This is a genomic window from Rhodococcus yananensis, from assembly GCF_020515525.1.
GTDB lineage: Bacteria > Actinomycetota > Actinomycetes > Mycobacteriales > Mycobacteriaceae > Rhodococcus > Rhodococcus yananensis.
This window is the reverse complement of record NZ_JAIYEP010000061.1, coordinates 1-26692: the sequence shown is the minus strand read 5'-3', so window position 1 is coordinate 26692 and position 26692 is coordinate 1. Positions and strand designations below refer to the sequence as shown.

23 protein-coding genes, 3 tRNA genes, 3 pseudogenes and 1 CRISPR repeat array are annotated in these 26692 nt (G+C 66.4%); of the genes and pseudogenes, 15 read left to right on the top strand and 14 right to left on the bottom strand.

Annotated features, from left to right (window positions below):
• Positions 1-56: 56 nt before the first annotated feature.
• From LDQ05_RS19960 to LDQ05_RS14820, 3 genes are all read right to left on the bottom strand, one after another.
• Complete coding sequence (locus LDQ05_RS19960; RefSeq protein WP_226437717.1) at positions 57-140, bottom strand: DUF6011 domain-containing protein; 84 nt, start codon at positions 138-140, stop codon at positions 57-59.
• A gap of 152 nt (positions 141-292) precedes the next feature.
• Entirely contained in the window at positions 293-481 is a 189-nt protein-coding gene (locus LDQ05_RS14825; protein WP_226437713.1) for a helix-turn-helix transcriptional regulator, read from the bottom strand.
• Between the two features lie 196 nt (positions 482-677).
• Positions 678-1793: a tyrosine-type recombinase/integrase gene (locus LDQ05_RS14820; protein ID WP_226437712.1), complete on the bottom strand. Its 1116-nt coding sequence runs from the start codon at positions 1791-1793 to the stop codon at positions 678-680.
• 463 nt (positions 1794-2256) lie between these two features.
• Here LDQ05_RS14820 and gdhA point away from each other — a divergent pair, with 463 nt between their 5' ends.
• Positions 2257-3600, top strand: coding sequence for an NADP-specific glutamate dehydrogenase (gene gdhA, locus LDQ05_RS14815; RefSeq protein ID WP_226437711.1), 1344 nt, complete (start codon positions 2257-2259; stop codon positions 3598-3600).
• A gap of 94 nt (positions 3601-3694) precedes the next feature.
• Here the strand turns inward: gdhA and LDQ05_RS14810 are convergent, their stop codons facing one another.
• The 3 genes from LDQ05_RS14810 to LDQ05_RS14800 are packed head-to-tail and all read right to left on the bottom strand — an operon-like array spanning position 3695 to position 6274.
• On the bottom strand, positions 3695-3898 hold the full coding sequence (locus LDQ05_RS14810) for a hypothetical protein (protein WP_226437710.1): 204 nt from the start codon (positions 3896-3898) through the stop codon (positions 3695-3697).
• An 11-nt stretch (positions 3899-3909) separates the two neighbouring features.
• Complete coding sequence (locus tag LDQ05_RS14805; protein WP_226437709.1) at positions 3910-5151, bottom strand: fatty acid desaturase family protein; 1242 nt, start codon at positions 5149-5151, stop codon at positions 3910-3912.
• 25 nt (positions 5152-5176) lie between these two features.
• Entirely contained in the window at positions 5177-6274 is a 1098-nt protein-coding gene (locus LDQ05_RS14800) for a ferredoxin reductase (protein ID WP_226437708.1), read from the bottom strand.
• Positions 6275-6449: 175 nt separating this feature from the next.
• Here LDQ05_RS14800 and LDQ05_RS14795 point away from each other — a divergent pair, with 175 nt between their 5' ends.
• The 4 genes from LDQ05_RS14795 to LDQ05_RS14780 all read left to right on the top strand — a co-directional run bounded on the left by LDQ05_RS14795 (position 6450) and on the right by LDQ05_RS14780 (position 9403).
• Positions 6450-7091, top strand: a complete 642-nt coding sequence (locus LDQ05_RS14795; protein WP_226437707.1) for a TetR family transcriptional regulator — start codon at positions 6450-6452, stop codon at positions 7089-7091.
• 24 nt (positions 7092-7115) lie between these two features.
• Positions 7116-7556: a hypothetical protein gene (locus LDQ05_RS14790; RefSeq protein WP_226437706.1), complete on the top strand. Its 441-nt coding sequence runs from the start codon at positions 7116-7118 to the stop codon at positions 7554-7556.
• Between the two features lie 73 nt (positions 7557-7629).
• A complete protein-coding gene (locus tag LDQ05_RS14785; RefSeq protein WP_226437705.1) occupies positions 7630-8451 on the top strand; it encodes an acyl-CoA thioesterase in 822 nt (273 codons plus the stop codon).
• 64 nt (positions 8452-8515) lie between these two features.
• Positions 8516-9403 (top strand): SGNH/GDSL hydrolase family protein, encoded by an 888-nt coding sequence (locus LDQ05_RS14780; protein WP_226437704.1) that lies wholly within the window; start codon positions 8516-8518, stop codon positions 9401-9403.
• On the opposite strand, the gene LDQ05_RS14775 is transcribed toward LDQ05_RS14780, so the two are convergent.
• On the bottom strand, positions 9364-10728 hold the full coding sequence (locus LDQ05_RS14775) for an MFS transporter (protein WP_226437703.1): 1365 nt from the start codon (positions 10726-10728) through the stop codon (positions 9364-9366). The two genes, LDQ05_RS14780 and LDQ05_RS14775, sit on opposite strands and share 40 nt — an antisense overlap.
• 531 nt (positions 10729-11259) lie before the next feature.
• Here LDQ05_RS14775 and LDQ05_RS14770 point away from each other — a divergent pair.
• From LDQ05_RS14770 to LDQ05_RS14755, 4 genes and pseudogenes are all read left to right on the top strand, one after another.
• Positions 11260-12492, top strand: a complete 1233-nt coding sequence (locus tag LDQ05_RS14770) for an IS110 family RNA-guided transposase (protein WP_226437702.1) — start codon at positions 11260-11262, stop codon at positions 12490-12492.
• Between the two features lie 28 nt (positions 12493-12520).
• Positions 12521-13917, top strand: a pseudogene (locus tag LDQ05_RS14765) (IS1380 family transposase).
• Between the two features lie 194 nt (positions 13918-14111).
• Positions 14112-14444: direct repeats of the CRISPR family, unit length 28 nt; unit sequence GTGCTCCCCGCGGATGCGGGGATGAGCC.
• A gap of 256 nt (positions 14445-14700) precedes the next feature.
• A complete protein-coding gene (gene cmrA / locus LDQ05_RS14760) occupies positions 14701-15504 on the top strand; it encodes a mycolate reductase (RefSeq protein ID WP_226437701.1) in 804 nt (267 codons plus the stop codon).
• 242 nt (positions 15505-15746) lie between these two features.
• Complete coding sequence (locus LDQ05_RS14755; RefSeq protein ID WP_226437700.1) at positions 15747-17177, top strand: trimethylamine monooxygenase; 1431 nt, start codon at positions 15747-15749, stop codon at positions 17175-17177.
• A gap of 79 nt (positions 17178-17256) precedes the next feature.
• Here LDQ05_RS14755 and LDQ05_RS19760 read toward each other — a convergent pair.
• A pseudogene (locus LDQ05_RS19760) lies at positions 17257-17946 on the bottom strand (ABC transporter substrate-binding protein); the annotation flags it as partial.
• 21 nt (positions 17947-17967) lie between these two features.
• A pseudogene (locus LDQ05_RS19755) lies at positions 17968-18847 on the bottom strand (IS5 family transposase); the annotation flags it as partial.
• Positions 18848-18952: 105 nt separating this feature from the next.
• On the opposite strand from LDQ05_RS19755, the gene LDQ05_RS14745 reads away from it, so the two are divergent.
• Both LDQ05_RS14745 and LDQ05_RS14740 read left to right on the top strand, forming a co-directional pair.
• A complete protein-coding gene (locus LDQ05_RS14745; RefSeq protein WP_226437699.1) occupies positions 18953-19420 on the top strand; it encodes a GNAT family N-acetyltransferase in 468 nt (155 codons plus the stop codon).
• A 197-nt stretch (positions 19421-19617) separates the two neighbouring features.
• A complete protein-coding gene (locus LDQ05_RS14740; RefSeq protein WP_226437698.1) occupies positions 19618-20367 on the top strand; it encodes a methyltransferase domain-containing protein in 750 nt (249 codons plus the stop codon).
• Positions 20368-20406: 39 nt separating this feature from the next.
• Here LDQ05_RS14740 and LDQ05_RS14735 read toward each other — a convergent pair whose 3' ends face one another.
• Positions 20407-20706 carry an ABC transporter substrate-binding protein gene (locus tag LDQ05_RS14735; protein ID WP_226437697.1) on the bottom strand — a complete coding sequence of 100 codons (300 nt, stop codon included), beginning with the start codon at positions 20704-20706 and terminating at the stop codon, positions 20407-20409.
• A gap of 120 nt (positions 20707-20826) precedes the next feature.
• Complete coding sequence (locus tag LDQ05_RS14730; RefSeq protein WP_226437696.1) at positions 20827-22413, bottom strand: helicase HerA-like domain-containing protein; 1587 nt, start codon at positions 22411-22413, stop codon at positions 20827-20829.
• Positions 22414-22533: 120 nt separating this feature from the next.
• Between LDQ05_RS14730 and orn the strand changes: the two genes are divergently transcribed.
• Complete coding sequence (gene orn, locus LDQ05_RS14725; RefSeq protein WP_226437695.1) at positions 22534-23133, top strand: oligoribonuclease; 600 nt, start codon at positions 22534-22536, stop codon at positions 23131-23133.
• Positions 23134-23217: 84 nt separating this feature from the next.
• Positions 23218-23290 (top strand) — tRNA-His (locus LDQ05_RS14720).
• A 184-nt stretch (positions 23291-23474) separates the two neighbouring features.
• Here the strand turns inward: LDQ05_RS14720 and LDQ05_RS14715 are convergent.
• Entirely contained in the window at positions 23475-24686 is a 1212-nt protein-coding gene (locus LDQ05_RS14715; protein WP_372461125.1) for a L,D-transpeptidase, read from the bottom strand.
• Positions 24687-24952: 266 nt separating this feature from the next.
• Between LDQ05_RS14715 and LDQ05_RS14710 the strand changes: the two genes are divergently transcribed.
• Positions 24953-25025, top strand: a tRNA-Lys gene (locus tag LDQ05_RS14710).
• A gap of 78 nt (positions 25026-25103) precedes the next feature.
• Positions 25104-25176, top strand: a tRNA-Lys gene (locus tag LDQ05_RS14705).
• 52 nt (positions 25177-25228) lie between these two features.
• Here the strand turns inward: LDQ05_RS14705 and LDQ05_RS14700 are convergent.
• Both LDQ05_RS14700 and LDQ05_RS14695 read right to left on the bottom strand, forming a co-directional pair.
• Positions 25229-25801, bottom strand: a complete 573-nt coding sequence (locus tag LDQ05_RS14700) for a dihydrofolate reductase family protein (RefSeq protein ID WP_226437715.1) — start codon at positions 25799-25801, stop codon at positions 25229-25231.
• A gap of 16 nt (positions 25802-25817) precedes the next feature.
• On the bottom strand, positions 25818-26585 hold the full coding sequence (locus LDQ05_RS14695) for a L,D-transpeptidase (protein WP_226437714.1): 768 nt from the start codon (positions 26583-26585) through the stop codon (positions 25818-25820).
• Between the last annotated feature and the right edge of the window lie 107 nt (positions 26586-26692).

Genomic DNA, 26692 nt, shown 5'->3' with positions numbered 1-26692 from the left:
GGCTGCGGTGGCCTGCATGGCGGACGCGAGGAACAGCGTTTCGGGTGTCGGGTCGCTCACGCGCTCACCGCCTTCCGGCACTTCGGGCCGCGGTGGGCAGCACGTGACTTCGGGTCGACTAGCCAGGCTCCACAGCGCATGCAGCGGGTCGCGATGCGAGCGCCGTGGCGGCGCGCTTCGGCGTCGAGGGCTGCGATCGGATCGGGGTCCGGGGTATTCTGGGTGCGCGCCTTAGTCTGGTGAGTGGCCCCGGGATTCGCCCCCGGGGCTGCGGCGTTTCTAGGGTCGATGCTCACGCTGCCCCCATCCGGCACATTGCCGCCTCGATCTCGTCGAGGTCGACGCGCACCATCCGCGGCCCGAATCGGTAGCCGGCCACGCGGCCGGATGCGATGTAGCGACGGATGGTGCGGTCACATACCCCGAACTCCTCGGCGGCTTGCGCGACGGTGGCGAATCGGCGGGATTTGTTCTTGGACAAGGCTTTCCCCTTGGTGCTTGCGGATACTCCCGTGACATCACCCGTCCGGCGATGTCCACTGAAAGCAGGTAAGCACTGGTGACCGCGTCTTGCGAACATGGTCACCGGAGAAACACCGAGAACAAGATCACTGGCCCGACGCCTGCCTACGCCTGCCTACGCCCAGCGACACCGAACCGTCATTAAGTGATTTACATCACTCTTCGCCCTGTGCGAGCCGAGATAGTCGCTCGGCAATCTGCGCGTCCCGGCCGGCGGCGGCGTGCTGGTATCGCATAGCCATCGCCGGCGTGGTGTGGCCCAGCCGGCTCATGAGCTCGGCGGTGGTCGCGCCGGCGTGAGCAGCGAGCACCGCGCCGACGTGCCGGAGATCGTGGACGCGAAGGGTCGGCTTGCCGATCTCGGCCGCGGCTTTCTTGAACGCCTTTCGGTACTCGTACTCCCCCATGTGACCGCCGATCGCCGACGGGAACAGCAGCGCGTCCGGGCCGCGCTGCACGTGCACGTCGAGGTGCTCGGCGAGCAGCGTCGAGACATGCGGCGGGATCGCGATGTCACGACGACCCGCGGCGGTCTTCGGCGACTGGACAGTGAATTGCTTCGCCCGATACGTCACGGCACGCCGCACGTGCAGCACCGACCGGTCGATCGAGACGTCCTTACGGCGCAACTCCGAGGTCTCACCCCACCGCAGCCCGCACCACGCTGCGAGCAGCACCGAGCAGCGGAGCCGGTCCGGCATCTGCTCGGCAAGCCGGTCCAGCTCGGCCGGGGTGAGCAACGTAATGGTGCGCGCGCGCTTCGCTTTCGAGGCACCCCGGATGCGGCAAGGATTCGCGGGGATCACCTCGTCGGCGACGGCGGTCGCCATGATCGCGTGAAGAAGCCCGTACGCATGAGCCGTGCGAGTCGGGGTGCCGTCGCCGAGTCCCGCGTGCCAGCTGCGGACGGCCGCGGGCGTGATCGCTGCCAACTCGACGTCGCCGAGCTGCGGGAGAATGTGCAGTCGGAGCAAGTCGTCGTACAGGCCGCGCGTCCGCGGCTTGAGGGGACGCTCGGCGAGCCATTGGGCCGCGTACGTGCGCAGTAGCAGCGGGGCTGGCCCGTCCGGCGCGCCCCCCGGTGGCGCCCACACGCCGAGGTCGATTCGGCGCCGCTCGTCGGCGAGCCACCCCTCCGCGTCGATCTTCGCGGCGAAAGTGGATTTCGGCCGATACAGGACCCCATCCGGTCCGATGTAGCCGGCCTGCCACCGTCCCGACGGCAATTTCCGGAGCCGTCCCCATCCACGCATGCCCTTTTTCGCTGCCATGCTGTGCAATCTCCCTGCTATACCCATGTCCGCGCCAGTCCGCTGGCGTCCTGCCGAGTCTCAGTGTAGATTGCACGATGAGCAGGTGAGGTGCAGCGAAGCAGCAGGTCACCTGCTCAATCGGAAGGAACGTCGGGACAGGTTCGAGTCCTGCCGGGGGCACCACAACCGGCGCTCCGGCACGACCGGGTCGCCGACCTTCCCGGATCACCGCGAACTCCCACTCCCCCGATTCCGGACGCTGCCGGTGCACGTCGTCACCGCACCCGCACACCACCGGCCACTCCCCGGACGTCCCCTCCCGCCGTGCGCACTTCCGGTAGCTGGAGCTGCCAAAAAGGCGCACGGGTGGGGGCGCACGGTGCCGTCCCCACGCACCGGATTAACTACAGCCTGCGGGTTACACCTATAGTTCTACACGTAAATACCGCGTAACAGTCTTCTCACAGTCAGGTAGGTGGGCGTGTCGACTTCGGACCGCATCGCAGAGATCTACGAACAGGTCAAGGCCCGCAATGCGGGTGAACCCGAGTTCCATCAGGCTGCGGCCGAGGTGTTCGAGTCTCTCCACGTCGTACTGGATCGCCACCCGGTGTACTTCGAGTCCGGGCTCATCGAGCGGCTGTGCGAGCCGGAGCGGCAGATCATCTTCCGGGTGCCGTGGATCGACGACAACGGCAACGTCCACGTCAACCGCGGTTTCCGCGTGCAGTACAACAGCGTCCTCGGCCCCTACAAGGGCGGACTGCGTTTCCACCCGAGCGTCAACCTCGGCATCGTGAAGTTCCTCGGCTTCGAGCAGATCTTCAAGAACGCGCTCACCGGCCTGCCCATCGGCGGCGGCAAGGGCGGCTCGGACTTCGACCCGAAGGGTCGCTCCGAGCAGGAGATCATGCGGTTCTGCCAGTCGTTCATGACCGAACTGCACCGCCACGTCGGCGAGTACACCGACGTGCCTGCCGGTGACATCGGTGTCGGCGGCCGCGAGATCGGCTACCTGTTCGGCCAGTACAAGCGCCTCACCAACTCGTACGAGTCCGGCGTCCTCACCGGCAAGGGTCTGACCTGGGGCGGATCACAGGTTCGCAAGGAGGCCACCGGCTACGGTGTCGCCTACTTCGTCGCCGAGATGGCCAAGGCCCACGGCGGCTCGCTCGAGGGTCGCACCGCCGTCGTGTCCGGCTCCGGCAACGTCGCGATCTACGCGATCGAGAAGATCCACCAGCTCGGCGGCAAGGTCGTCGCGTGCTCGGACTCGTCGGGATACATCTACGACAAGGACGGCATCGACTTCGACGTCCTCCGGGAGATCAAGGAAGTCCGTCGCGCACGGATCTGCGAGTACGTCGAGGAACGCACGAGCGCCGAGTTCCACGCCGAGGGTTCCATCTGGAACGTGCCGTGCGAGATCGCACTGCCCTGCGCCACACAGAACGAGCTCGACGAGCACTCGGCGAAGACCCTCGTCGCCAACGGCGTCAAGGTTGTCGCCGAGGGCGCGAACATGCCCACCACCCCCGGCGGTATCGCGGTCTTCCGTGAGGCCGGGGTCGGCTTCGCCCCCGGCAAGGCGGCCAACGCCGGCGGTGTCGCGACGTCGGCGCTCGAGATGCAGCAGAACGCCTCGCGCGATTCGTGGCACTTCGACTACACCGACGAGCGGCTCGCCGGCATCATGCGAGACATCCACGAGCGCTGCGTCGTGACGGCCGCCGAGTACGGCAAGCCGGGCGACTACGTGCACGGCGCCAACATCGCCGGCTTCGTGAAGGTCGCCGACGCGATGTTCGCACTGGGCGTCATCTGACGGACCGCACAGCGTGATGTGGGCGGCCCCGGTGGTTCTCTACCGGGGCCGCCCGCATCCTTCACCCGTCGGGAACCGACGGGTTCACCTACGACTACTCGTCGGCGACGCGGCCGTCGTCGCGGGCCTTGCGCGCCGCCTCCCGCATCTCGATTCCGTCGGTGATCCATTCACCGATCTCGCGGGTGACGTCCCGCACCGCGCCGGTGATGATGCCGGTGATCGCGCCGACGTGCGTCGCCGCCGATTCCGTCATCTCCTGCACGGTGTCTTTGTTCCGTTCGAATCTGCCGACCATTCCGGTCCCCCTCACACGATGTCGGTCGCGAGCGTACCCGCAGGACGTTCGGTGTGCCGCGAGTCGGTGTCACCGCCGACGGTCGGCTGCGCGCGTTCGATGAGCACCGCCACCTCGGGCTCCGCCGACACCCAACTCGGCGGCAGCGCGTAACGGAAGATCTTCCTCCACACCGACACGATCTGCCGGGTCAGGCCACCGGTGTTGTAGGGCAACCCGTGCTTCTCGCACAGTGCCTGCACCTCCGGTGCGATCTGCGCGTACCGGTGCGCCGGGAGGTCCGGGAACAGGTGGTGCTCGATCTGGTGCGACAGGTTGCCCGACATGATGTGGAACAGTCGGCTGCCGCTGATGTCGGCACTGCCGAGGAGTTGTCGCACGTACCACTCGCCGCGGGTCTCGTCCTCGGTCTCGTCGACGGAGAACGACTGCACACCGGACGGGAAGTGCCCGCAGAAGATGATGCTGAACGCCCACACGTTGCGGATGAGGTTGGCCGCCGCGTTGCCGACGAGGGTCGGCACGAACATCGGGCCGGTGAGCAGTGGGAACACGACGTAGTCCTTGAGCACCTGCCGGCGTGCCTTCCGCCACCATCCCCGCGCGAGCGGGATCACGTCGCGCCAACTCCGTTCGCCGCTGACGAGACGATCGGCTTCGGCGTCGTGGAGCATCACTCCCCACTCGAACAACAGCATCAGCGCGGTCGCGTACACCGGGTTGCCGAGGTAGTACGGATGCCAGTTCTGCGCCGGATCGATCCGCAGGATCCCGTACCCGACGTCCCGGTCCATTCCGACGATGTTCGTGTACGTGTGATGCATGTAGTTGTGGGAGTGCCGCCACTGATCCGCCGGGCACACCGTGTCCCATTCGAATTCGCGCGATGCCAGGGCCGGTTCACGCATCCAGTCGTACTGGCCGTGCATGACGTTGTGACCGATCTCCATGTTGTCGAGGATCTTCGACACCCCGAGTGCGGCGACACCGGCCACCCACGCCGGTGGCAGGAATCCGACGAACAGCAGCCCGCGACCGGCCACCTCGAATCCTCTCTGCACCTTGATGATCCGATAGATGTATTCGCGATCCTCCGCGCCGAGCGAGGCGACGGTCCGGTCCCGGAGCGCGTCGAGTTCGCGTCCGATGTCCTCGACGGCGTCCCGCCCGAGCACCACCGGTTCCGGTTTCGCGGGGGCCGATCCGGACAGGAACGGCACCGAACGCAGAAATGACAATGACAGTCCGAGCATGCTGTTCTCCAGTTCGTTCTCGTGGTCAGATCTCGACGGCGACGTCGCCGACGGGAGCGTTGACGCAGATGCGGATCCGTGTGCCCGGCTCGGAGTCGACCTCGCCGGTGCGCACGTCGCGGGTGCATCCGGATGCGCGGATCGCCGTGCAGGTGTGGCAGATTCCCATGCGGCAGCCGTGCTCCGGGGTGAGACCGGCCGCCTCGGCCTGGTCGAGAAGAGTGCCGCCCGAATTGTCGACGCTGACACCCGAGCCGGCGAAGTGCACCGTTCCGGAGACGTCCGCGGGGTCGATCGTGACCACGGGCGGCTCGAACGATTCGGTGTGCAGCATGTCGATCGCGCCCACGTCCTCGTACAGATCGCGGATCCGGTCGACGAACCCGGTGGGGCCGCACGCGAAGGTGGGTGTGTCGGCGAACCACGGCGCGACGGCGTCCAGATGGGCGCGTTCGAACCGGCCGTGCAGATGCCCACCGCCTCCCCGGGTGTGGGCAAGCACCACCTCGACGTTCGGCAGGGCGGCGGCTGCGTCGAGGTCGCCGCGGCGGGCGACGTGCTCGGCGGTGCGCGCGTAGTGGACGAACGTCACCGCCCCGGTGTGACCGGCCGCCGCGAGCCCGGACAGCATCGCGAGCACCGGGGTGATGCCCGTACCGCCGCTGACGAACAACAGCCGGCCGGGCACCGGCTCCGGCAGCACGAAGTCCCCGGAGATCCCGCCGAGTTCGACGACGTCGCCGACAGCGGCGTGCTCGAACAGGTGTCGCGACACCCGCCCGTCGGGCCGGAACCCGACGGTGAGGACGACGCCGCGTCCCCGCGAGCCGGGAACCTCGGCCGGCGAGAACGTGCGGGTGTGCCGCACCCCGTCGACGACGACGGACATCGACACGCACTGCCCGGGGCGGAAACGCAGGGGCCGCGAGGCGCGCAGAGTCAGCGTGACGGAGCCCAGCGAGGTTCGGTCCACGTTCGTTATCCGAGCTCGTGTCGTCGCGGTGGTGAGGAGCGGGTCGGCGAGTTCGAGGTAGCGGTCGGGGTGATGCGGTGTCGACATCAGGTCGAGCGCCTTCACCAGTATCTTCCGTGCGATGGAGCGCGACGGGGTCGGGTGTGGCATGTGCGCGATCATGACGGTCCCCCTTCCGGAGCGAGTCCAGATTTACAGTGCACACTCGTACACTGGAATCAGTGTGGCAGGAGATCGCAGCACCGTGTCAATCACATGTGACGCCGCTAACACCGCAACGCGGGCACCGCACCGCCCCGGCCCGGGAACGTCCTAGACTCGGGGTGTGTCCGCAGCCCCCACCCCCGCACCGACCAGCCGTGCCGCACGCAAGGAACGCACCCGGCAGACCCTGCTGGACACCGCGCTCAGCCTGTCCACCGAACGCGGATTCGCGAACGTGAGCCTCCGCGAGGTCGCGCGCGGTGCCGGCATCGTCCCCACCGCCTTCTACCGACACTTCGCGTCGATGGACGAACTCGGGATCGAACTGGCCGCCGACACCATGCGGGTCCTGCGCAGCGCACTGCGCGAGGCCCGCCGCACCCCCGGACCGGGCAACGCGCGCGCGTCCCTCGCCGCACTGCTCACACAGGTCCGAGCCCACGAGGCCGCCTTCCGCTTCCTCGCGCGCGAACGCAACGGGGGGCAACCGGAGGTCGCCCGAGCGATCACCACCGAACTGCGACTGCTCACCCGAGAACTCGCCGTGGACCTCGCGCGGATTCCCGCGCTCGCCGACTGGGACTCCGACGACCTGGGCACGGCCGCCGATCTCCTCGTCACCGCGATGCTCCAGATCGTCCTCGATCTGCTCGACGTCGACCGCCCCGGAAGCGCCACCGAAGCCGAGGTACTGGCCCGCGGTGAGAAACAGATGCGCATCGTCGTCCTGGGGATGGGCGCATGGAAACCGCACCGCGACTGAACGTTCACCCGTACCGTCGAGCACATGAAACGCGCAGCCGTCCTGCTGGTGGCGCTGATCGCGGTCGGCGTCGCGGTGGTTCTCGTCGCATGGAACAGCGTGGACGAACCACGGGACCGATCGCTCGACGATTCCGCTTTCCTCATCCACGGCAGGAACACCACCTGCTCGACACTGTTCGGCGAACCGTGCGAGTTCGCGTTGCAGGCCGAATTCAACCAGCGGGGTCGCGACCTCGAGGAGTTCGTCGAGACCACCGATTTCGGGCCGTGGGGCAACGCCCTTCCGTTCGCCGACGCAGCCCTGCTGTCGCTGCAGGCCTGCATGTACTCCGGTGGCGCCGGCAAAACCGAACTCGAGTTCGTCGAACTCGGCCGACGCACCCATCCGGATGCGGGCTCCGTCCAACTCTTCCCGTTCTGGAATCGGGCACGGCAGGGGCTGTGCCCGATGCCGTGGCTGTGACACCCCGCTCCACAGCGCCACATCCCCGACGGGCGGTGGTCTGCACCCGACGGGACTCTGGTTTCATCACTGCATGCCCGAAACCGAGAACGCCACCCACGTCTTCGATGCCGCCGTGGACCTCACCACGATCGACGCGGGGCGCTACACCGGAAGCACCCACCCCGCCTACGCGAACATGGTGGGGCCGTTCGGCGGTATCACCGCGGCCACGCTGCTCAACGCCGTCCGGCTGCATCCCGAGGTCCTCGGGCAACCCCTGTCGCTGACGGTCAACTTCGCGGCGCCCATCGAATACGGCGACTTCGAGGTGACGGCGCACCCCGTGCGCACCAACCGATCCAGCCAACACTGGACGATCGAACTCACACAGGACGGCGTTGTCACCACCACCGCAACCGCGGTGTTCGGCAAACGCCGGGAAACGTGGTCGTCGACGGAACTCGACCGACCCACCGCCCCACCCGCGCACGACGTCGACGTGCGGCCGATGTCCGACTTCGTCAAGTGGGTCGGCAACTACGAGATGCGGTTCGTCGACGGAGGGATCCCCGGGCCCGACGCCGGACCGCACCCCGACTCGACATCGACACTGTGGGTGCGCGACGAACCCGCCCGCCCCCTCGATTTCACGTCGCTGACCGCGCTGTGCGACGTGTTCTATCCGCGCGCATTCCTGCGCCGAGGACACGCGCTTCCCGCCGGCACCGTCACGCTGACCATCTACTTCCACGCCGACGCCGCTGAACTCGCAGCGCAATCGGACCTGCCGGTCCTCGCCACCGCGCGCAGCAACAGATTCGGGCAGAACTACTTCGACCAGACGGCGCACCTGTGGGGCGTCGACGACACCCTGCTCGCCACCTCCCATCAGCTGGTGTACTTCAAGGCGTGATTCCTTGACACCGCGCGGTGCACCGCACCATGATCGAACGGTTTCGACAATCCGGGGGAGATACGTGCGACATCCATCGATCGGAATCCGCGCGACCGCAACCGCAGTGCTCGGAGCGGTCGCCGTCGCGACAGGCCTCGCCGCACCCGTGTCCGCGCAACCGTCGTACGACTCGTACGTCGCGCTCGGCGACTCCTTCGTCGCCGGCCCGGGCATCCCTCCGGCAAGTTCGGGTGAGGATTGCGGCCGCTCGCAGTCGAACTATCCGCACCTCGTCGCCGAAGCTCTCGGGGTCCGCGAGTTCACCGACGTGTCCTGCAGCGGCGCCGTGTCCGCAGACCTCGCCGGTCAGCAGGTCACGCCCCTGACGCGCACCGCGGTACCCCCACAGTACGACGCGTTGCGCCCGGACACCGACCTCGTCACGGTGGGTATCGGGGGCAACGATGTGGGTCTTGTGGCGCTGGCCGTCTCCTGCATCAACGTCGCTCCCCCACCGAACGGCACGTCCTGTTCCGACACCGACGCGGCGGGACCCGATCCGATCACCACCACCATCGATGCGTTCGCGCCTGTGTACCGGGAGATCACCGAGGAGATCCGAACGCGGTCACCTCGTGCACGCATCCTGTTCGTCGGGTATCCGACGGGGATCCGCGACGGCGGCTGCTTCCCGGAGCAGAGGATCTGGCCGCAGGACGCCACCTACCTGGAATCCGCGATCGAGCATCTCGACGTCGCGATGGAAAAGCAGGTCTCCGCGGCCGGCGCCGAGTTCGTCGACCTTCGCGCATCGACGGTCGGGCACGACGCGTGCGCGGCACCGGATCAGCGATGGATGGAAGGCGTCGTGCCGACTTCCCCTGCCATCCCACTGCATCCCAATGCGGCGGGGCACCGCAACGCCGCGGATCAGGTACTCGGGGCCGTCCGGCGCGCGCCGTCGTCGTGACGTGCCGGGCGTTCGGGCGCCCGCACCATCGACAACGCGGCCAGCCCGACCGCCAGCACGAGGAGCAGACCCACGATGCCCGCACGATCCGCACCGAACCACCAGGCGAAGAACCCGAACAGTGAGGGTGCCAGAAACGACACGGCCCGGCCGGTCGTGGCGTAGAGACCGAACAGTTGCCCCTCCCGACCCGGCGGGGTGAGGTGCGTCAGAAACGTGCGTGCCGACGCCTGCGCCGGTCCCACGAACACGCACAGCACGAGACCGAACACCCAGAACATCAGTGGCCCCGACACCATCAGCAGCACGATGCCGGCGACGATCATCGCGGCCAGCGACACCACGATGACGGTCTTGGGGCCGACCCGGTCGTCGGCGCGACCACCGGCGAGCGCACCGAGCGCCGCCACCACGTTCGCTGCCACACCGAAGAGCAGGACGTCGCCGGCGTCGATGCCGTACACCGTCACCGCGAGCACCGCACCGAAGGTGAACACACCGGCCAGGCCGTCGCGGAAGATCGCCGACGCGACGAGGTACCCGACGGTGCGCCGATCCTCCGCCCACAACTCCCGCACGTCACGCCAGAGCACCCGGTAGGACTCGACGAACCCCGCGCGGCGGGTGTCGTCGGCGCGCACGTGCGGCTTCTCGGGGACCGCGAAGAACACCGGCAGCGCGAACACCGCGAACCACACCGCCGCGAACAACGCCACCAGCCTGATGTTGAGGCCACCGTCGGTGGTGATCGACAGAAGACCGCGGGTGTCGCCGTCGCCGGAGATGAACCCGAGGTAGCACAGCAACAGCAGCACGATGCCGCCGAAATAGCCCATGGACCATCCGAACCCGGACACTCTCCCGACGGTGTCGTCGGTGGACACCTGGCGCAGCATCGCGTTGTACGGAACCTGCGCGAGTTCGAAGATCACCGAACCGGCACCGAGCAGTACCAGGCCCAGCCACAGGTAGTGGTGGTCGTCGCGAACGAAGAACATCGCCGCCATCAGCACGACGGTCGCGAAGGTCAACACGCCCAGCGACCGTTTGCGTCGTCCGGTCGCGTCGTACTTCTGTCCGGTCACCGGCGCGGTGACGGCGATGACGAACCCGGCGATGCCGAGGGACCAGCCCAGCCACGTGCTCGCCGACACCGATCCCGGTAGGTCGTCGCCCACCGCGTCCGTGAGATACACCGAGAACACGAACGTGAGGATCACGGCGTTGAATGCGGCCGAGCCCCAGTCCCACAGTCCCCACGCGAAGACCTGTCGCCTCGACGTGGCCGTCCCGATCCCCGTCGGAACATCGGTGTGTGCGTTCACCCTGCTGCCCTCCCTTCACTCCCATTGCCGTTCCTGAGCGAGTCGAGTTGATGCCGCATCCCCACTGCGGTGGGGAAAACCAACTGCGACCGAGATCGAACTCACCTGATCTACGGCTCATCCCCGGCCGGGGATACTCGACAGAGGACACACTAGCCTCGCGCTTTCGCGCTGATCGAGCGGACACCCGTGTCGAGAACGAAGAATGGTGCCCTGAACTGGGATAATTCGACTTGCTGAGGGTCGAATATCAACCAGTTCGAGGAGCACCAAATGAGTCGTAGGACATCCCTGAACTGGGGTTTCCTGCGGGCAGCAGTCGACGAGTGAGCACACGGAGCACCTGAACCCCCTTGACCGGGCAGTTCTACTGAATGACCGCGCCCTCGCCGACTGTCCGTCGCCTGATCGCCGATGGGATGCCGTGCCGATCCAGGAGCACCACAGGACCGAGCACTGATCATTTGGTCGCGACCGACGCCGGACCGCTGCCGCACGTGCCAGCACCAACGACACACGGCGAGGTAGGCAATGATCATCATCGGCGACGACTGGGCAGAAGGGCACCACGACATCGAAATGATGTCTCCCCACGGCGAGGTTCTCACCCGCTTCCGCGTCACGGAGGACGTGGACGGACTTGAGGAACTGCTCTCGGAAGTGCACAAGTACACCACCGATGACGAGGTCGTCGTCGGTATCGAACGCGACAACGGCCCCTGGGTCACCGCCCTGCGCGGTTACGGATTCACCGTGTTCGCCATCAACCCGGTGCAATCGGCCCGGTGCCGAACGAGGTTCTCACTCGCCGGCGCCAAGAGCGACATCGGCGACGCGCACGTCCTGGCGGACATGGTCCGAACCGACCGACAGCACCTACGACAGGTCGCAGAAGACACCCTCGAAGCCGAAGGACTGAAGATCCTCACCCGAACCCACAAGAGCCTCATCTGGGAACACAACCGGCACCTGAATAGGCTGCGCTACAACCTGATCCAATACTTTCCGGCGGCGCTCGAAGCGTTTCCCGACCTGTCTTCGCCGGAATCAGTCGAACTGTTGACCAAGGCCCCGACTCCATCCCGAGCCGCCGACCTGACAATCACACAGATCAAGGCCGCACTGCGACGAGCACACCGTCGCAGCATCGACGAACGGGCACCGAAGATCCGCGCCACCTTGCACGCGCCCGGCAAACTGGGACTGCTCGGTTCGCTCGAAGCCGGACATGCCGCGGCAACCGTCGCAACTCTGGCCGTCCTCGCCACGCTGACAACCCAAATCGAGGCACTCAAAGAGCAGGTCACCACGGCCTTCGCGGACCATCCGCACGCCGCGATCATCACCTCACTACCCGGAATGGGGCCAGTTCTCGGTGCTCGGGTGCTCGCCGAGTTCGGCGATGCAGCGGATCGATATCGCTCAGGCAAGGCTCGTCGAAACTTCGCCGGCACCAGCCCGATCACCAAAGCCTCGGGCAAAAAGACCGTGGTGTCCCGACGTTACGTCCACAACGATAGGCTCCTCGATGCCTTGACTCGGCAGGCGTTCACCGCGATCCGTGTGTCGCCTGGAGCCCGCGCCTACTACGATCGCCAACGCCGACGCGGAGTCGAACACAACGCTGCGCTACGGCACGTCGCCAACCGGTTCGTAGGAATTCTGCACGGCTGCCTCAAATCCGGAGTGCTCTACGACGAAAGCGTTGCCTGGGGGGCGCCAGCCCGGGTCGATGCAATGACCGAAAGAGTCGATGCTGCTTGACTTCTTAACAACATGGGATGTCTTTCAGGTGAGCAAGTCTACGTCCCCCTACCCATCCGTGTCCGCATCAGCCACCGGAACCGGTGTCGTGTCGCATGCCGGCGCGGTCCTGCTGCTGCGCACTGCGGAGAAGACCGGCCTCGCTTCGGCGTTGACGACCGAGCTTGCAGCGTATCGACAACCACTGGCCCGCCACGATCCCGGCAAGATTCTCCTCGACCTCGCCGTGTCTCTGGCGATCGGCGGGGACTGCCTCGCCGACATCGCACAACTACGAGCCCACCCGGAGATCTTCGGCACGGTGGCATCCGACCCGACCGTCTCCCGCCTGATCAGCGTGTTGGCCGCCGATGCCGACACCGCGCTGACTGCGATCGGACGTGCCCGCGCCACCGCCCGAGCCCATGCCTGGACTGCCGCCGGCGAGTCGGCACCGGACCACGACATCGACGAGCAGCATCCGCTGGTCATCGACATCGATGCCACCGAAGGTCACCGCCCACTCCGAGAAGGAATCCGCTGCTCCGACATTCAAGCGAGGCTTCGGATTCCATCCGCTGTGCGCGTTCGTCGACCACGGCACCGGCGGCACCGGTGAACCCGTCGCGATGCTGCTACGCCCGGGCAACTCGGGGTCGAATACCGCCGCCGACCATGTCACGGTCGTGCAGGACGCACTCGCGCAGTTGCCGTTCGACCCGGGGTATCGGGTCGGGAAGAAGGTGCTGGTGCGCATCGCACGGTGCCGGCGGCACCCACGCGTTGATCGAGTATCTGACCAAGCGACGCCTGTCGTACTCGGTCGGGTTCGGGTTGACCGATGCCCACGCCGAGGCGATCGGTCTGGTCCCGGAGCAGGCGTGGACCCCGGCCTACGACGCCGACGGGCAGGTCCGCGACGGTGCCTGGGTCACCGAGATCACCGACCTGCTGGATCTGTCGAGTTGGCCGAAAGGAATGCGGGTGATCATCAGGAAGGAGCGCCCGCACCCCGGGGCACAGTTGCGGTTCACCGACCGCGACGGCCTACGGCTGACCGCGTTCGTCACCAACACCCGCCGCGGCCAACTGCCCGATCTGGAGTTACGCCACCGACGGAGAGCTCGGTGCGAGGACCGGATCCGAACGGCGAAAGTTACCGGTTTGCAGAATCTTCCGCTGCACGGTTTCGATCAGAATCGGATCTGGTTGGCGCTCGTGCAGCTCGCGTGTGAGCTGGTGGCGTGGATGCAGATGCTCGCGCTGACCGATACCCAGGCCCGGCGGTGGGAACCGAAACGGCTGCGGCTGCGACTGTTGTCGATCGCCGGGCGGATCGCCCGGCATGCCCGCCGTGTCCGGCTGCGTTTGGCCGCCTCGGCTCCCGACGTCGATGTCCTCGTCGCCGGCCTGAACCGACTCGCAGCACTTCCTGCGCCTGTGTGACCTGCACGTATCTGCCCGATCGAGACGAGAGGAACGATCTTCGGGGCCGTGGACCCCGGCGTCACCCGACCGTGTCGGGCAGTCGACCGTGGACGCACACCGGATCCACGGTCACCACGACCAATCCGAAACCGCTAGGCCGGCACGCGAACCGCACGAAAGATCGAGGCTAGGGGGGACCGTAACCGCCGTGAGTGCTCCCCGCGGATGCAGGGATGAGCCCACGAACCGATCAACGCGCGTGAGCTGGACCAGGTGCTCCCCGCGGATGCGGGGATGAGCCTCGAGCCGACCGGTCTTCACCGGCTTCGGTCTCGTGCTCCCCGCGGATGCGGGGATGAGCCCTTGTCGACGACCTCCGCTACGCCCGAATCACCGTGCTCCCCGCGGATGCGGGGATGAGCCCACGCGCTGGCCGTCCGTCGACATCGACACACCGTGCTCCCCGCGGATGCGGGGATGAGCCCCGACGGTTGTCAAATCGCACCCTAGAGCGGAAGTGCTCCCCGCGGATGCGGGGATGAGCCACCTGGAGAATGGGATCATCTTGTACGGGTAACACTCCCCCGCGGATGCGAGCCGTCACTGGGACAGACTGGCCGCACCCAGGTCACCCTCGACGGCCATGGTCTCCACCTTCATTGTCGGAACGCGAGAACGAACAGTCCTGGACTCGGTATGCATCGCGAGCCGCCCGCACTCCGGCCGGGAGAACGCCGATTCAGACGCGTGGAGAATCATCGGGAGCCTTGCATCGTTCTCCATCGTCTAGGCTGACGCACCGTGACTCTGCCGAACCCTCACCCCGATGCCCGCGCCGTCGTCACCGGAGCGTCCTCCGGAATCGGCGAGGCCCTCGCCACCGAGCTCGCCGCCCGCGGGCACTCTCTGATCCTCGTCGCCCGTCGCGGCGATGTGATGGAGGAACTCGCCGCGACGCTGCGTGCGAAGCACGGCGTCGAGGTCGAGGTCCGCGCGTGCGACCTGTCCGACCGCGACTCCCGCGCGCCGCTCGTCGAGGAGTTGTCGGGGCGACGTGTCAGCATCCTGTGCAACAACGCGGGTATCGCCACGTTCGGTCCCGTCGCCGAACTCGACGCGTCCTACGAACGCGCGCAGGTCGAGCTGAATGCCGTCGCGGTGCACGACCTCACGCTCGCGGTGCTGCCGGGGATGGTGGAGCGCCGCTCGGGCGGAATCCTGATGGTCGGCTCCGCGGCCGGCAACATGCCGATCCCGAACAATGCGACGTACGCGGCGACGAAGGCCTTCGTCAACACGTTCTCCGAATCGCTGCGCGGTGAACTCAAGGACAGCGGCGTGCACATCACTCTGCTCGCGCCCGGTCCGGTCCGCACCGAGACCCCGGATCCGTCGGAGGCGTCGATCGTGGACCGTCTCGTCCCCGACTTCCTGTGGATCTCGAGTGAACACACGGCGAAGGTGTCGTTGGATGCGCTCGCCGCGAACCGGATGCGGATCGTTCCCGGTCCGATCTCGAAGGTCATGTCTGCTGCCGGACAGTTCTCGCCGCGGTCGATTTCCGCGCCGATCGCCGGCGCCTTCTACAAGAAACTCGGCGGCTGACGAACTGGCCCACGAACAGGCCGATCATCGGTGCGTACCCGCATCGATGATCGGCCTTTCGTCGTTACGGTGATCGATATCACCACCGCACGTACGGTTTCCGAGTGAATCGACCCGTGCCCACCTGCTGATTCCCTGTCAAGCCGAGCGGGCCCCACCGACCGATCGCGAATTCACACAATTCAGTACCTGTGCTAACAAGAAGTCACGGAAAGCATGACAACCACACAGGGAGAACAATCTTGTCGCCGAAGATCGCAATTCTGGGAGCAGGACCGAGTGGGCTCGCACAACTACGTGCCTTCGAGGCAGCGCGGAAGGCCGGTCTCGACGACATCCCCGAGATCGTCTGCTACGAGAAGCAACCCGAGTGCGGCGGCATGTGGAACTACACCTGGCGCACCGGTACTGACGCCAACGGGGAGCCCGTCCACGCCAGCATGTACCGCTACCTGTGGTCGAACGGCCCCAAGGAATGCCTCGAGTTCGCCGACTACTCCTTCGAGGAGCACTTCGGACGCCCCATCCCGTCCTATCCGCCGCGCGCGGTACTGCTCGACTACATCATGGGCCGGGTGGAGAAAAGCAATGTGCGCAAGTACATCCGATTCAATACTGCCGTTCGGTGGGTCGAGTACTCCGAGCGGGACGAAAAGTTCACCGTCACCGTGATGGACCACGAACGTGGTGAACTCGAATCGGACGAGTTCGACCACGTCGTCGTCGCGACCGGTCACTTCTCGACGCCCAATGCACCCGATTTCGAGGGACTCGACCGTTTTCCGGGGCGAGTTCTGCACGCGCATGATTTCCGCGACGCCCGCGAGTTCGCCGGCAAGAAACTGCTCCTGGTCGGCAGCAGCTACTCGGCCGAGGACATCGGGACGCAGTGCTACAAGTACGGTGCAGAAGAGATCACCTTCAGTTACCGCACGGCACCGATGGGTCACGACTGGCCCGATGCGTTCTCCGAGGTTCCGCTCTTGACCCACACGGAGGGCAACGTCGCTCATTTCCAGGACGGCAGCACCCGCGAGGTCGACGCGATCGTGCTGTGCACCGGATACCAGCACCACTTCCCGTTCCTGCCCGACGAGTTGCGTCTGCGCACGGACAATCGTCTGTACCCGCGGAACATCTACAAAGGCATCTTCTTCCAGCGCAATCCGCGCCTGATGTACCTGGGTATGCAGGATCAGTACTTCACGTTCAACATGTTCGACGCTCAGGCATGGTACGCACGGGACGTCATGCTTGGCCGGATCTCCCTGCCGGACTTCGACGCCCGTGAGGCCGACATCGACGCGTGGCGGAGCCGGGAAGAATCCCTGAGCAATCCGATCGAAGACATCGACTTCCAGGCCGCGTACATCAGGGATCTCGTCGACCGCACCGACTACCCGGAGTTCCACGTCGAACGCCAGGGCGAGGTGTTCAAGCAGTGGAAGACGGACAAGAAGCACGACATCATGGGCTACCGGAACCGTAGCTACACGTCGACGCTCACCGGCACCCTCGCCCCATCGCTCCCGGCGCCGTGGCTCGACATCCTCGACGACTCTCTGGAGTCGTTCCTGCGGAACGACTTCACGCCGCAGAGCGACATCGTGCGCATGCAGCGTGTCGACGCCGTTCGACCGGCCGGTGCGGCACCCGTCGCAGCGGAGGCCTGATCACCGCTGCCGTCCGGGTCCGCCGCCTGCCCTGGTTCGACATCGGGCAGGCGGCGGAGCCGCGGCCGGACGGACGTCCTCAGGAGACGGCCTCGGCCAGACGAGGGACCAGACTCTCGACGGCATACGGGACCGACAGCACCGTGTTGTAGGTGATCGCGCCCCGCTGGTCGAGCGTGGTGGTGATGATCGCATCGTTGCGAGCGGCATCGAGCGTCTCGAAGAGCGGGTTTCCCGCGGTGATGTCTGCTGACGGGTCGTTGCCCAGCACGAGGATCACGTCGCCGTCGAGCATCGTCACGTTCTCCTGTGACACGTCGACGAAGAAACTCTCACCGGTGTCCTGGCGTGCGATCGCGTCCGGGATGGAGAAGCCGAGCGACGTGAGAAATGCACCGCGGGCGTCACCGGCAAGGTATGCGCCGTACCGACCGTCGTACGGCAACATCGCCACTCCGGTCTTGCCGGCGAACTCGGGATGTGCGGCGACGGTGGATTCGAGCAGGTCGGCGGCCTTCCTGTTGAGTTCGGCACCGCGCTCGCTGTCGCCCAGGGCGGTTGCGATCGTCTCGGTCGCGACCTCTCGTCCGACGGTGTACGCGGCGTATCCGTCCGGTCGCGACAGTGTCGGCGCGATCTCGCTGAGCTGTTCGTACGTGGCTTCGTCGTAGCCGGCGGAGACTCCGATGATGAGGTCCGGGGCGAGTGCGGCGATCTGTTCGAGGTTGGGCTCGGAATCGGATTGGATCCGGGTCAGTTCGGCATCACCGACGTAGGGCATGTCCGACAATTTGCGGGTCCACGCGATGATCGCGTGCAGGACCACTGCTGCTCGGTAGACGATGGCGAGTTTGTCGTAGCGAGTAGCCAGGCCTCGCCATTGTTTGAGGTGGCAGAACCGGCGTTCGACCACATTGCGGCCGCGGTAGTCGGCCGGGTCGAACACCGGTGGCCGGCCACCACGCGAGCCACGGCGACGACGGTGCCCGGCCTGATCGGACGGTTCCGAAATGACAGCGCCGATACCGCGCCTGCGCAGCAACTCTCGATTGGCGCGCGAGGAGTACGCCTTGTCGCCGCGGACCCGATCGGGTCGGGTGCGCGGCCGTCCACCTCCGAGACGTGGAACCTTCAGGTGCTCGAGTAGATGAGGGAAGGCTGGGCAGTCGCCGGACTGGCCGGGTGAGACGAGCACGACCAGAGGCAGTCCGTGGCCGTCGACGAGGTGATGGATCTTCGTCGACAGGCCGCCACGGGAGCGGCCGACTGCGTGGTCAGGCGGCTCGATCCGTGAATTCGTGTAATTCGACCCATCCCCCTGTGTGGCGGGTGATGTTCGTGGCGTGCTGATGAGCGCGGACGACGGTCGAGTCCACCGATACTGCCCAGTCGACGATCCCGACCGCGTCGGCGTGCGCGAGCAGCCGTTCCAGAATCCGGTCCCAGGTGCCGTCGCCTGCGAGACGGCGATGCCAGGTCCAGATCGTCTGCCACGGCCCGAACACGTCCGGCACGTCCCGCCACGCGATCCCGCAGCGGTAGCGGTACACGATGCCTTCGACCATCGACCGAGCGTCGGAGAACGGCCGGCCACGCCGACCCGTCCGCACCGGGAGCAGGTCCGCGATCAACGCCCACTGATCGTCCGACAACACCCGAAGTCTCGTCATCGGAACAGCTTCACACCCCAACAGTTCGTCTGACGCTGCTGCATCGAGGCTGGAAGCACAGGCCGCGTGATATATAGCTTCGGTGTTGGCGGAGGGGAGACACCGATGGCTGCAACTCACGTGATCGAAAGGGCGGACTTCGACGACACTGGCCTCACCGGCTTCCTCGAGGCTCATCTCAGTGACATCGCCCCGACAGCACCAGCAACCAGCCGCCACGCTCTGAACATAGCCGAGCTCATGGATTCGTCGGTTCGACTCTGGGTTGTCAGGCAGGGCAGTGACGTGGTCGCGACCGGAGCTCTCGCCCTGCTCGAACCAGGCCACGAAGAGCTCAAGAGCATGCGAACAGCTCCTGAGTTACGCGGACAAGGGATCGCGCGGCTCCTCCTGGAGCACCTGCTGCTCGACGCTAAAATGCGAGGAGTGGCCAGGGTTTCGCTAGAGACCGGTTCGATGGACTTCTTCGAGCCTGCCCGCCGCCTCTACCTCTCCTCCGGATTCGTTCCGTGCGGACCCTTCGGGTGTTACGAGAAGGATCCGAACAGCGTGTTCATGACGCTGGCATGGTGAGTCGTCACGGTTCAGCCTCTCGGCCGTGTTTTAATGGCGTGGTGATTACCCGCACACAGCTCTGGTGGCCGCGCTCCGTAGCGGCCTGATTGACTGTGTCTTCGGCCGCCTCTTCGGTGGCCGATCACTCTCGCTTCCCGCGGTGACACCGGCCAGGCGCGACGGGGTGGCCTCAATTCGAGAGGAAGCCCCCCCAGATGACCCGTGACGGCGACCAGTCCCCAGCGGTTGGGATCGGCGAGATGCTGATCAGTTCCCGCTCACTCGACGAGTACAGGGCCATGTTCACCCTCTCCGAGGACGACCTGTCTCGGAAGATTCTCGACTGCCCAGGCGGCGCGGCCGGTTTCACTAGTGCTGTAAACCATCTCGGCGGTGACGTGACGGCATGTGACATGGCCTATTTCGACAGCGATGCCGAGCAGTTGGCCGGAATCGCCGAACGCGAAACCGTACGCGGGAACCGTTACATCCGTGCCCACTCGGAGCAGTACGACTGGACCTTCTTCGCGGACCCCGACGAGCATCTTCACCTGCGCCGCGGCGCGGCCGAGGAATTCGCCGCAGACATCACCCGGAACCCACACCGCTACGTCGCAGGACGGCTACCTGCCCTGCCGTTCCCCGATGCCAGCTTCGATCTGGTGCTCAGCTCGCATCTGCTTTTCAGCTATTCCGATCGTCTCGATGCAGCCTTCCACCTCGACGCGATCACCGAGCTGATGCGCGTCGCCCGCGACGAGTTGCGGATCTTCCCTCTGGTGGATTCCGGGCCCGGGGCTCCCTACCCGCATCTGGACTCGCTGCTTGCCGATCTTGGGGACCGCGGCATCGCGGGTGAAGTCGTCGAGGTCGAGTATCGATTTCAACGGGGCGCCCACCACATGCTGGTCTGCCACCACATCGTCCGCCCGGCAGCGCGAACCATTGTCGGAGGAACCCCCTGATCAGCGATCTACGCACTACTAGCAATTCTCAGACATGCCCTAGTCGTCGGTCCACGGGCCGAGCCCCGTCTCGTAGAACGTGTACCCGGTGTTGGCGACCGGGACCACGCCGAGCGCGAGCACGACGTCTGCGTCCGTCACCCCCAGGGTGACGATGCGTTCGGGTTTCTCGGCGATCGTCGTGGTGCCGTGGATGTGCTCGATCGACACGGGGAACGCCGCGTCTGCCGTGTCGGCCGGTGCACCGTCGTCACCGGTCCCACTGCTGCACGCTGTCACGGTGGCGACGACCGCGAGAGCACCCATCGCGAGTGCGGCACGGATTCTACTTCGAAACATCGGGATCCTCTCGACAGAAGTAAGAGAACCCTAACCTTCGAATCCCGGACCGCGGGTGGTCGGGGCGGGCCGCGGGCCGTCCACCCGGTCCCGACGGGCAGACCTACCTCGCGCGACGGGTCACCGGCGACGCCTGCGGCCGGTTCCGAAGATGCTCCGTGAGATCTCGCGCCCGGCCGCCGACGCCGCCGACCTCAGGAAGCTCTTCACCGCGCTGTTGCCGAGAACCTGCTCGACCAGGGACGGTTCGTCGTCGCGTGGAACCCCGGCCCCGGGTGCCTCCGGAAGTTCCGGTGGCTCGACGCCGGGATCTTCGTCCGGGGCCCCGGCCACCGCCGCGGTCAGTTTCTCGTACGCCGATTCACGGTCGATGGTGCGCCCGTACTTCCCGTACAGCGGCCCCGCCTGCGCTGCCGCGCGGATCGCGGTCTCCCCCACCGCGTCCATCAGGGAGCGTGGAGGCCGGATCCGTGTCCACGCGACCGGCGTGGGCGCACCCGTCTCCGACAGCACCGTGACGACGGCCTCGCCCGTGCCCAGTGTGGTGAGTGCTTCCTCGAGGTCGTAGAACGGTGTCGTCGGATAGGTTCGCACCGTCTTGGACAGCGCTTTCTGATCGTCGGGGGTGAACGCGCGCAACGCGTGCTGGATGCGGGCGCCGAGTTGCGAGAGCACCCCGTTGGGGATGTCCGTCGGCAGTTGCGTGCAGAAGAGCACGCCGACGCCCTTGGATCGGATGAGTTTGACGGTCTGCTCGACCTGCTGCAGGAAGGCCTTCGAGGCGTCGGCGAACAGGAGGTGTGCCTCGTCGAAGACGAAGACGAGTTTCGGTTGGTCGAGGTCGCCCTCCTCCGGAAGCGCCTGGAACAGGTCGGCGAGCAACCACATCAGAAACGTCGAGAACAGTACCGGCCGGGTGGCCTGTGTACCGAGTTCGAAGAGGTTGATCACGCCGTTTCCGCCGACGAGACGCAGAAGATCCTCGGTTTCGAGTTCCGGTTCGCCGAAGAACGTGTCGCCGCCGGCGGCTTCGAGATTGACGACGGCCCGCAGGATCACCCCGGCCGTGGCCTTCGACACCCCGCCGAGTCCCTTCAGTTCGGTTTTGCCGTCGTCACCGGTCAGGTGGGTGATGACCTGCCGCAGATCCTTCAGGTCCAGCAGGGGCAGGCCGCGGGTGTCCGCCCAGTGGAAGATCAGGCCGAGGGTGGATTCCTGTGTGGCGTTGAGTCCGAGGACCTTGCTGAGCAGGATCGGACCGAACGCCGTGACGGTGGCACGCACCGGGATCCCCGCTCCCCCGGTGCCCAGCGAATAGAACTCGACGGGATACCCCATCGGGGTCCACGACTCGTCGCCGGTGTCGGCGGCGCGGGCGGTGATCGCGTCGCTCGGTGCACCACGCGCGGTCAGCCCCGACAGGTCGCCCTTGACGTCCGCCATCACCACGGGCACCCCGGCCGCCGACAGTTGCTCGGCGATGACCTGCAGTGTCTTCGTCTTCCCTGTTCCTGTCGCACCGGCGACGAGCCCGTGCCGGTTGAGTGTGGCCAGCGGGATGCGCACCCGCGCGGATGGTACGACCACCCCGTCGTGAACGACGGTGCCGAGTTCGAGGGCGGCGCCGCCGGTGGCGTATCCCCGCGCGATCTGCGCGGCAGGTGATGTGTGGTCGGCCTGCTCGGCCGCGTGTGGGATGTCGGCCATGCGGAGTTCCCTTCGATGTCGTACTGCATCGCTCGGTGTCCACCGCCGACGATATCCGCTCGGGTCCCCGGGCACCGTCGTTGTCTGACTACCTGTCGTTGTCTGGCTACGCTGTCTGTCGTGCAGGACAAACTCGTATGGATCGATTGCGAAATGACAGGGCTGCGCGTGGGCAGCGACAAACTGATCGAGATCGCGGCGCTCGTCACCGACAGTGATCTCAACATTCTCGGTGACGGCGTCGACATCGTGATCCACGCCGACGACGATGCGCTCGCGGCGATGCCCGAGGTGGTGCGGGACATGCACGCACGGTCGGGGCTCACCGAGGAGGTGCGCGAGTCGACGGTGAGTCTCGCCGAGGCCGAGAAGCTCGTCCTCGACTATGTGCGCGAGCACGTCGGGGAGGCCGGTACCGCTCCGTTGGCCGGTAATTCGATCGCGACGGATCGGGGGTTCATCGCGCGTGACATGCCGGAGCTCGACGCCTACCTCCACTACCGCATGATCGATGTCAGCTCCATCAAGGAGTTGTGCCGCCGGTGGTATCCGCGGATCTACTTCGGTCAGCCGGAGAAGGGGCTGTCGCACCGGGCGCTCGCCGACATCAAGGAGTCGATCCGCGAGTTGCGGTACTACCGGAAGACGGCGTTCGTCGCGCCCCCCGGACCCACTTCGGGTGACATCGCGGTGGCCGTGAAGAGCCTGGGACCGGCCTGACCTGGCGATTCGGCATTTTCGACGTCGTCAGGATAGTATCTGTACCGCAGGAGCAAGCGGCCCCGGTCGCGAGCGAATGCGATGGTGAGTGTAGTTCAGTTGGTAGAGCACCAGGTTGTGATCCTGGCTGTCGCGGGTTCGAGTCCCGTCACTCACCCCGAGGAAGAACGCCCCTGACCTGCGGAAACGCCGGTCAGGGGCGTTCTTCGTTTCGAGCCATGCAACAGGTCGTGCAATGGCGGCGACATACATGCGCTCGATGGTGATGACTGCGGGAAATTCCCCGCAGTCATCACCATTCGGCGCGGTGCTCGCCCACGGTGTCGCCGCCGGCGACCAGGTCACACGTCGGAGTTGCCGGCCTTCCACGTCGCCCACGGAATGTTCCAGTCACCGAGGCCGTCGACACCGGACAGGGTTCCGCCGACCGTGTTGCTCACGATCACGATGTCGCCGCGCTTGGTGTTGTCGTAGATCCACTTCGCGTTGGCGGGGCTCAGGTTGAGGCAGCCGTGGCTGACGTTGCGGTAGCCCTGGTCGCCGAGCGACCACGGCGCGGAGTGCAGGAAGATGCCGCTGTACGACATGCGTGTCGCCCAGTCGACGGGGGTTCGGTACCCCTGCTGCGAATCGACCGGGACCCCGTATGTCGACGAGTCCATGATCATGTGGTCGAAGCGGTCGCCGATCGTGTAGATGCCGTTGGGGGTCGGTGCGTCGTTCTTGCCGAACGACACGGGCATGGTGATCTCGTCGACGCCGTTGCGGTTCACCACGACCTGCTTGGTGTTGTCGTCGGCGCGGATGATCACCGCGTCGCCGATGGTGAAGTGGGTGTCGACGTCGGACTGACCGAAGATGCCGTCGCCGAGGTCCTTCCCGTACACCTTCACGTCGACGGAGACGGTGGTGCCGGGCGCCCAGAAGTTCTCGGGTCGCCACCGCACCTCGCGGTTGTTGACCCAGTAGAACGCGCCTTCGACGGGCGGGTTCGTCGTGACCGTGATCGCCTGTTCGGCGGCGTGACGGTCGGGAATGTTCTCGTCGAACTGCACGGCGACCGGCTGGCCGATCCCGACGACCGCGTCGTCGCCGGGCATCACGTACGGCTGGGTGAGGTTCGCGGGCGACGACGTGGTGAACGTCGTGAGCTGGGTGGCAGCACCACCGAGACCGTAGGCGACCGTCTCGAGCGTGTATTTGCGGTTGTAGCCGAGCGGCTCGGTGCTCGACCATGCGGTGCCGTCGTCGGTGATCTCACCGTCGACCGGTTCGCCCTCCGGGTTGCGCAGGGTCACCGACTCGAACTTGCCGTTGACCGCGGTGGCCGTCACGGGTTCGATGGCCGAGATACCGACGGCGCCGTCCTCGACGTTGAGGTCGACGGTCGGTTTGATGAGAGCGGCCATCGGGTTGGAATCGATCGGGACTTCCTCGGCGCCGGTGCCCGAGGATCCCGAGCAGGCGGTGACGAAGATCATCACCGCCACGACCAGCAGCCCCAGGGCCGCACCGGCCCGACGGCGGGGCGGACGCTTCACATGTTCCTCGATCACTGTCACTCTCCCGATCCCGCCTCCCCACAGGCCGATCACTGCACGTCACGAACGCTCTCCACGATACTGCCCGTTCGGCGGGCACCCGGACCGCGCGCCACTCCCCGACGCACATAACGTTTCGACCACTGAATCGGATACCCCCCGCAGGTCGTTACCGTCGGTACCGATCACGGAGCACGTGACCAGGCGATTTGGTGAGCTACCCCGAGGTGTGTAATGTTTTCTCCGTCGCCGGGCCCGCCCCGGAGGCGAAATGTCAAGCGCCATTAGCTCAATTGGCAGAGCAGCTGACTCTTAATCAGCGGGTTCGGGGTTCGAGTCCCTGATGGCGCACAGCGAAGAGCCCCTCACCGGCTTTCCAGTCGGAGGGGTTCTTCTGGTTCCGGGGTGCATTCCGGAACCGTCGGACGGGCGCCATTAGCTCAATTGGCAGAGCAGCTGACTCTTAATCAGCGGGTTCGGGGTTCGAGTCCCTGATGGCGCACAACACGCGGGCCCTCCCGGAGAACGACCGGGAGGGCCCTCGCCGTGTCCGCTCACGGCGCGAGGCGGCGCTCGTCATGCAGCACGCGGTAGCGTTCGTAGATCACGCGGGTACCGAACGTACGGGTTTCGACCAGGTCGAGCGGAACGGGGTCGGCGACCGGCGGCAGCAGCGGCGTACCGCCACCGACGACGATCGGATAGCGGAACACGCTCAACTCACCGACCAGGCCCCGCGCGAAGGCCTCACCGGCCAATCCCGCGCCACCGATCTCGACGTCCTTGTCGGTCGCCGCCAGGACGGCTGCGACCTCGTCGTCCAACGTGCCCGTGGCGAGCCGAGCGTTCCCGTCGACGCGGCGGAGTGTGCGGCTGAACACGACCTTCGGGAGCGCACACCATGCGTCGGCGAATTCGGCGTGCAGATCGTCGTCGCGCATCGACGGATCGGTTTCCCACGGCAGCATCGTCTCGTACAGCCGGCGGCCGAGCAGGCAGCCTCCGAGACCCCGCACCTGTTCGAGGTGGAAGCGGAACTGTTCGTCGTCGGGCACCGACCACGCGAAGTGGCCGTTGCGGTCGGCGATGTACCCGTCGACGGACACCCCCATGGACACGATCAGCACGGCGCTCGTCGACTCCTCACCCACGGACGATCACCGGATCGCCGACCGCGACATTGTCGTAGTACCAGGCCGCGTTCTCGGTGCTGAGGTTGATGCAGCCGTGGCTGACGTTCGCCCACCCCTGGGAATCGACGGACCACGGCGCGGCGTGCACGAAGATCCCACCCCACGTCAGGCGCACCGCGTATTCGGTGTCGATGCGGTAGCCCTCCGGCGAATCGATGGGCACCCCGTACGTCGACGAGTCCATGACGAGGTTCCGGAACTTCTCGAGAACCGGGAACGTGCCGACGGGTGTCTCGTAGCCGGGCTTGCCCATCGACGCGGGCATCGTGCGCACCACCTGTCCGTTGAGACTGACGGTGAACTGGTGGGTGGAGCGGTTCGCGACGGCGACGAACTCGTCGCCGGTCCGGAACTGGGTGCGGGTACCGCCGGCGAGGACGGTCACGGCGGTGTGGCCGGGCCAGAATACGTCGGGCGTCCAGGTCAGTTCCCGATCGGACGTCCACGCGAAGCTGCCGTCGACGGGCGTCGACGCGGTGACGGACACGGCTCGTTCGGCGGCGGTGCGATCGGTGACCGGATCGGCGAAACGCACCGTGACCGGATGCGCGATGCCGACGACGGCACCGGCCGGTGGAGACACGTCGGTGACCGCTGTTCCCGCGACGGCGGTTCCGGTGTCGGCGGCCGTGGCGACCGCACCACCCCCGAGTGCGGTGGCTGCGATGAGCGCCGCAATGGCGATCATCCGTGTTCCTGTCGCGAATACGCTCGGCATGACCGTCGCCTCCTCGGAGCTGCCCCGGCCGCCCATCCAGTGAACCACGTCACCGGCCTCGCCGGAGGGTGCTCGGACGACGGACGCCCGCGCCGGAAACCGGCGCG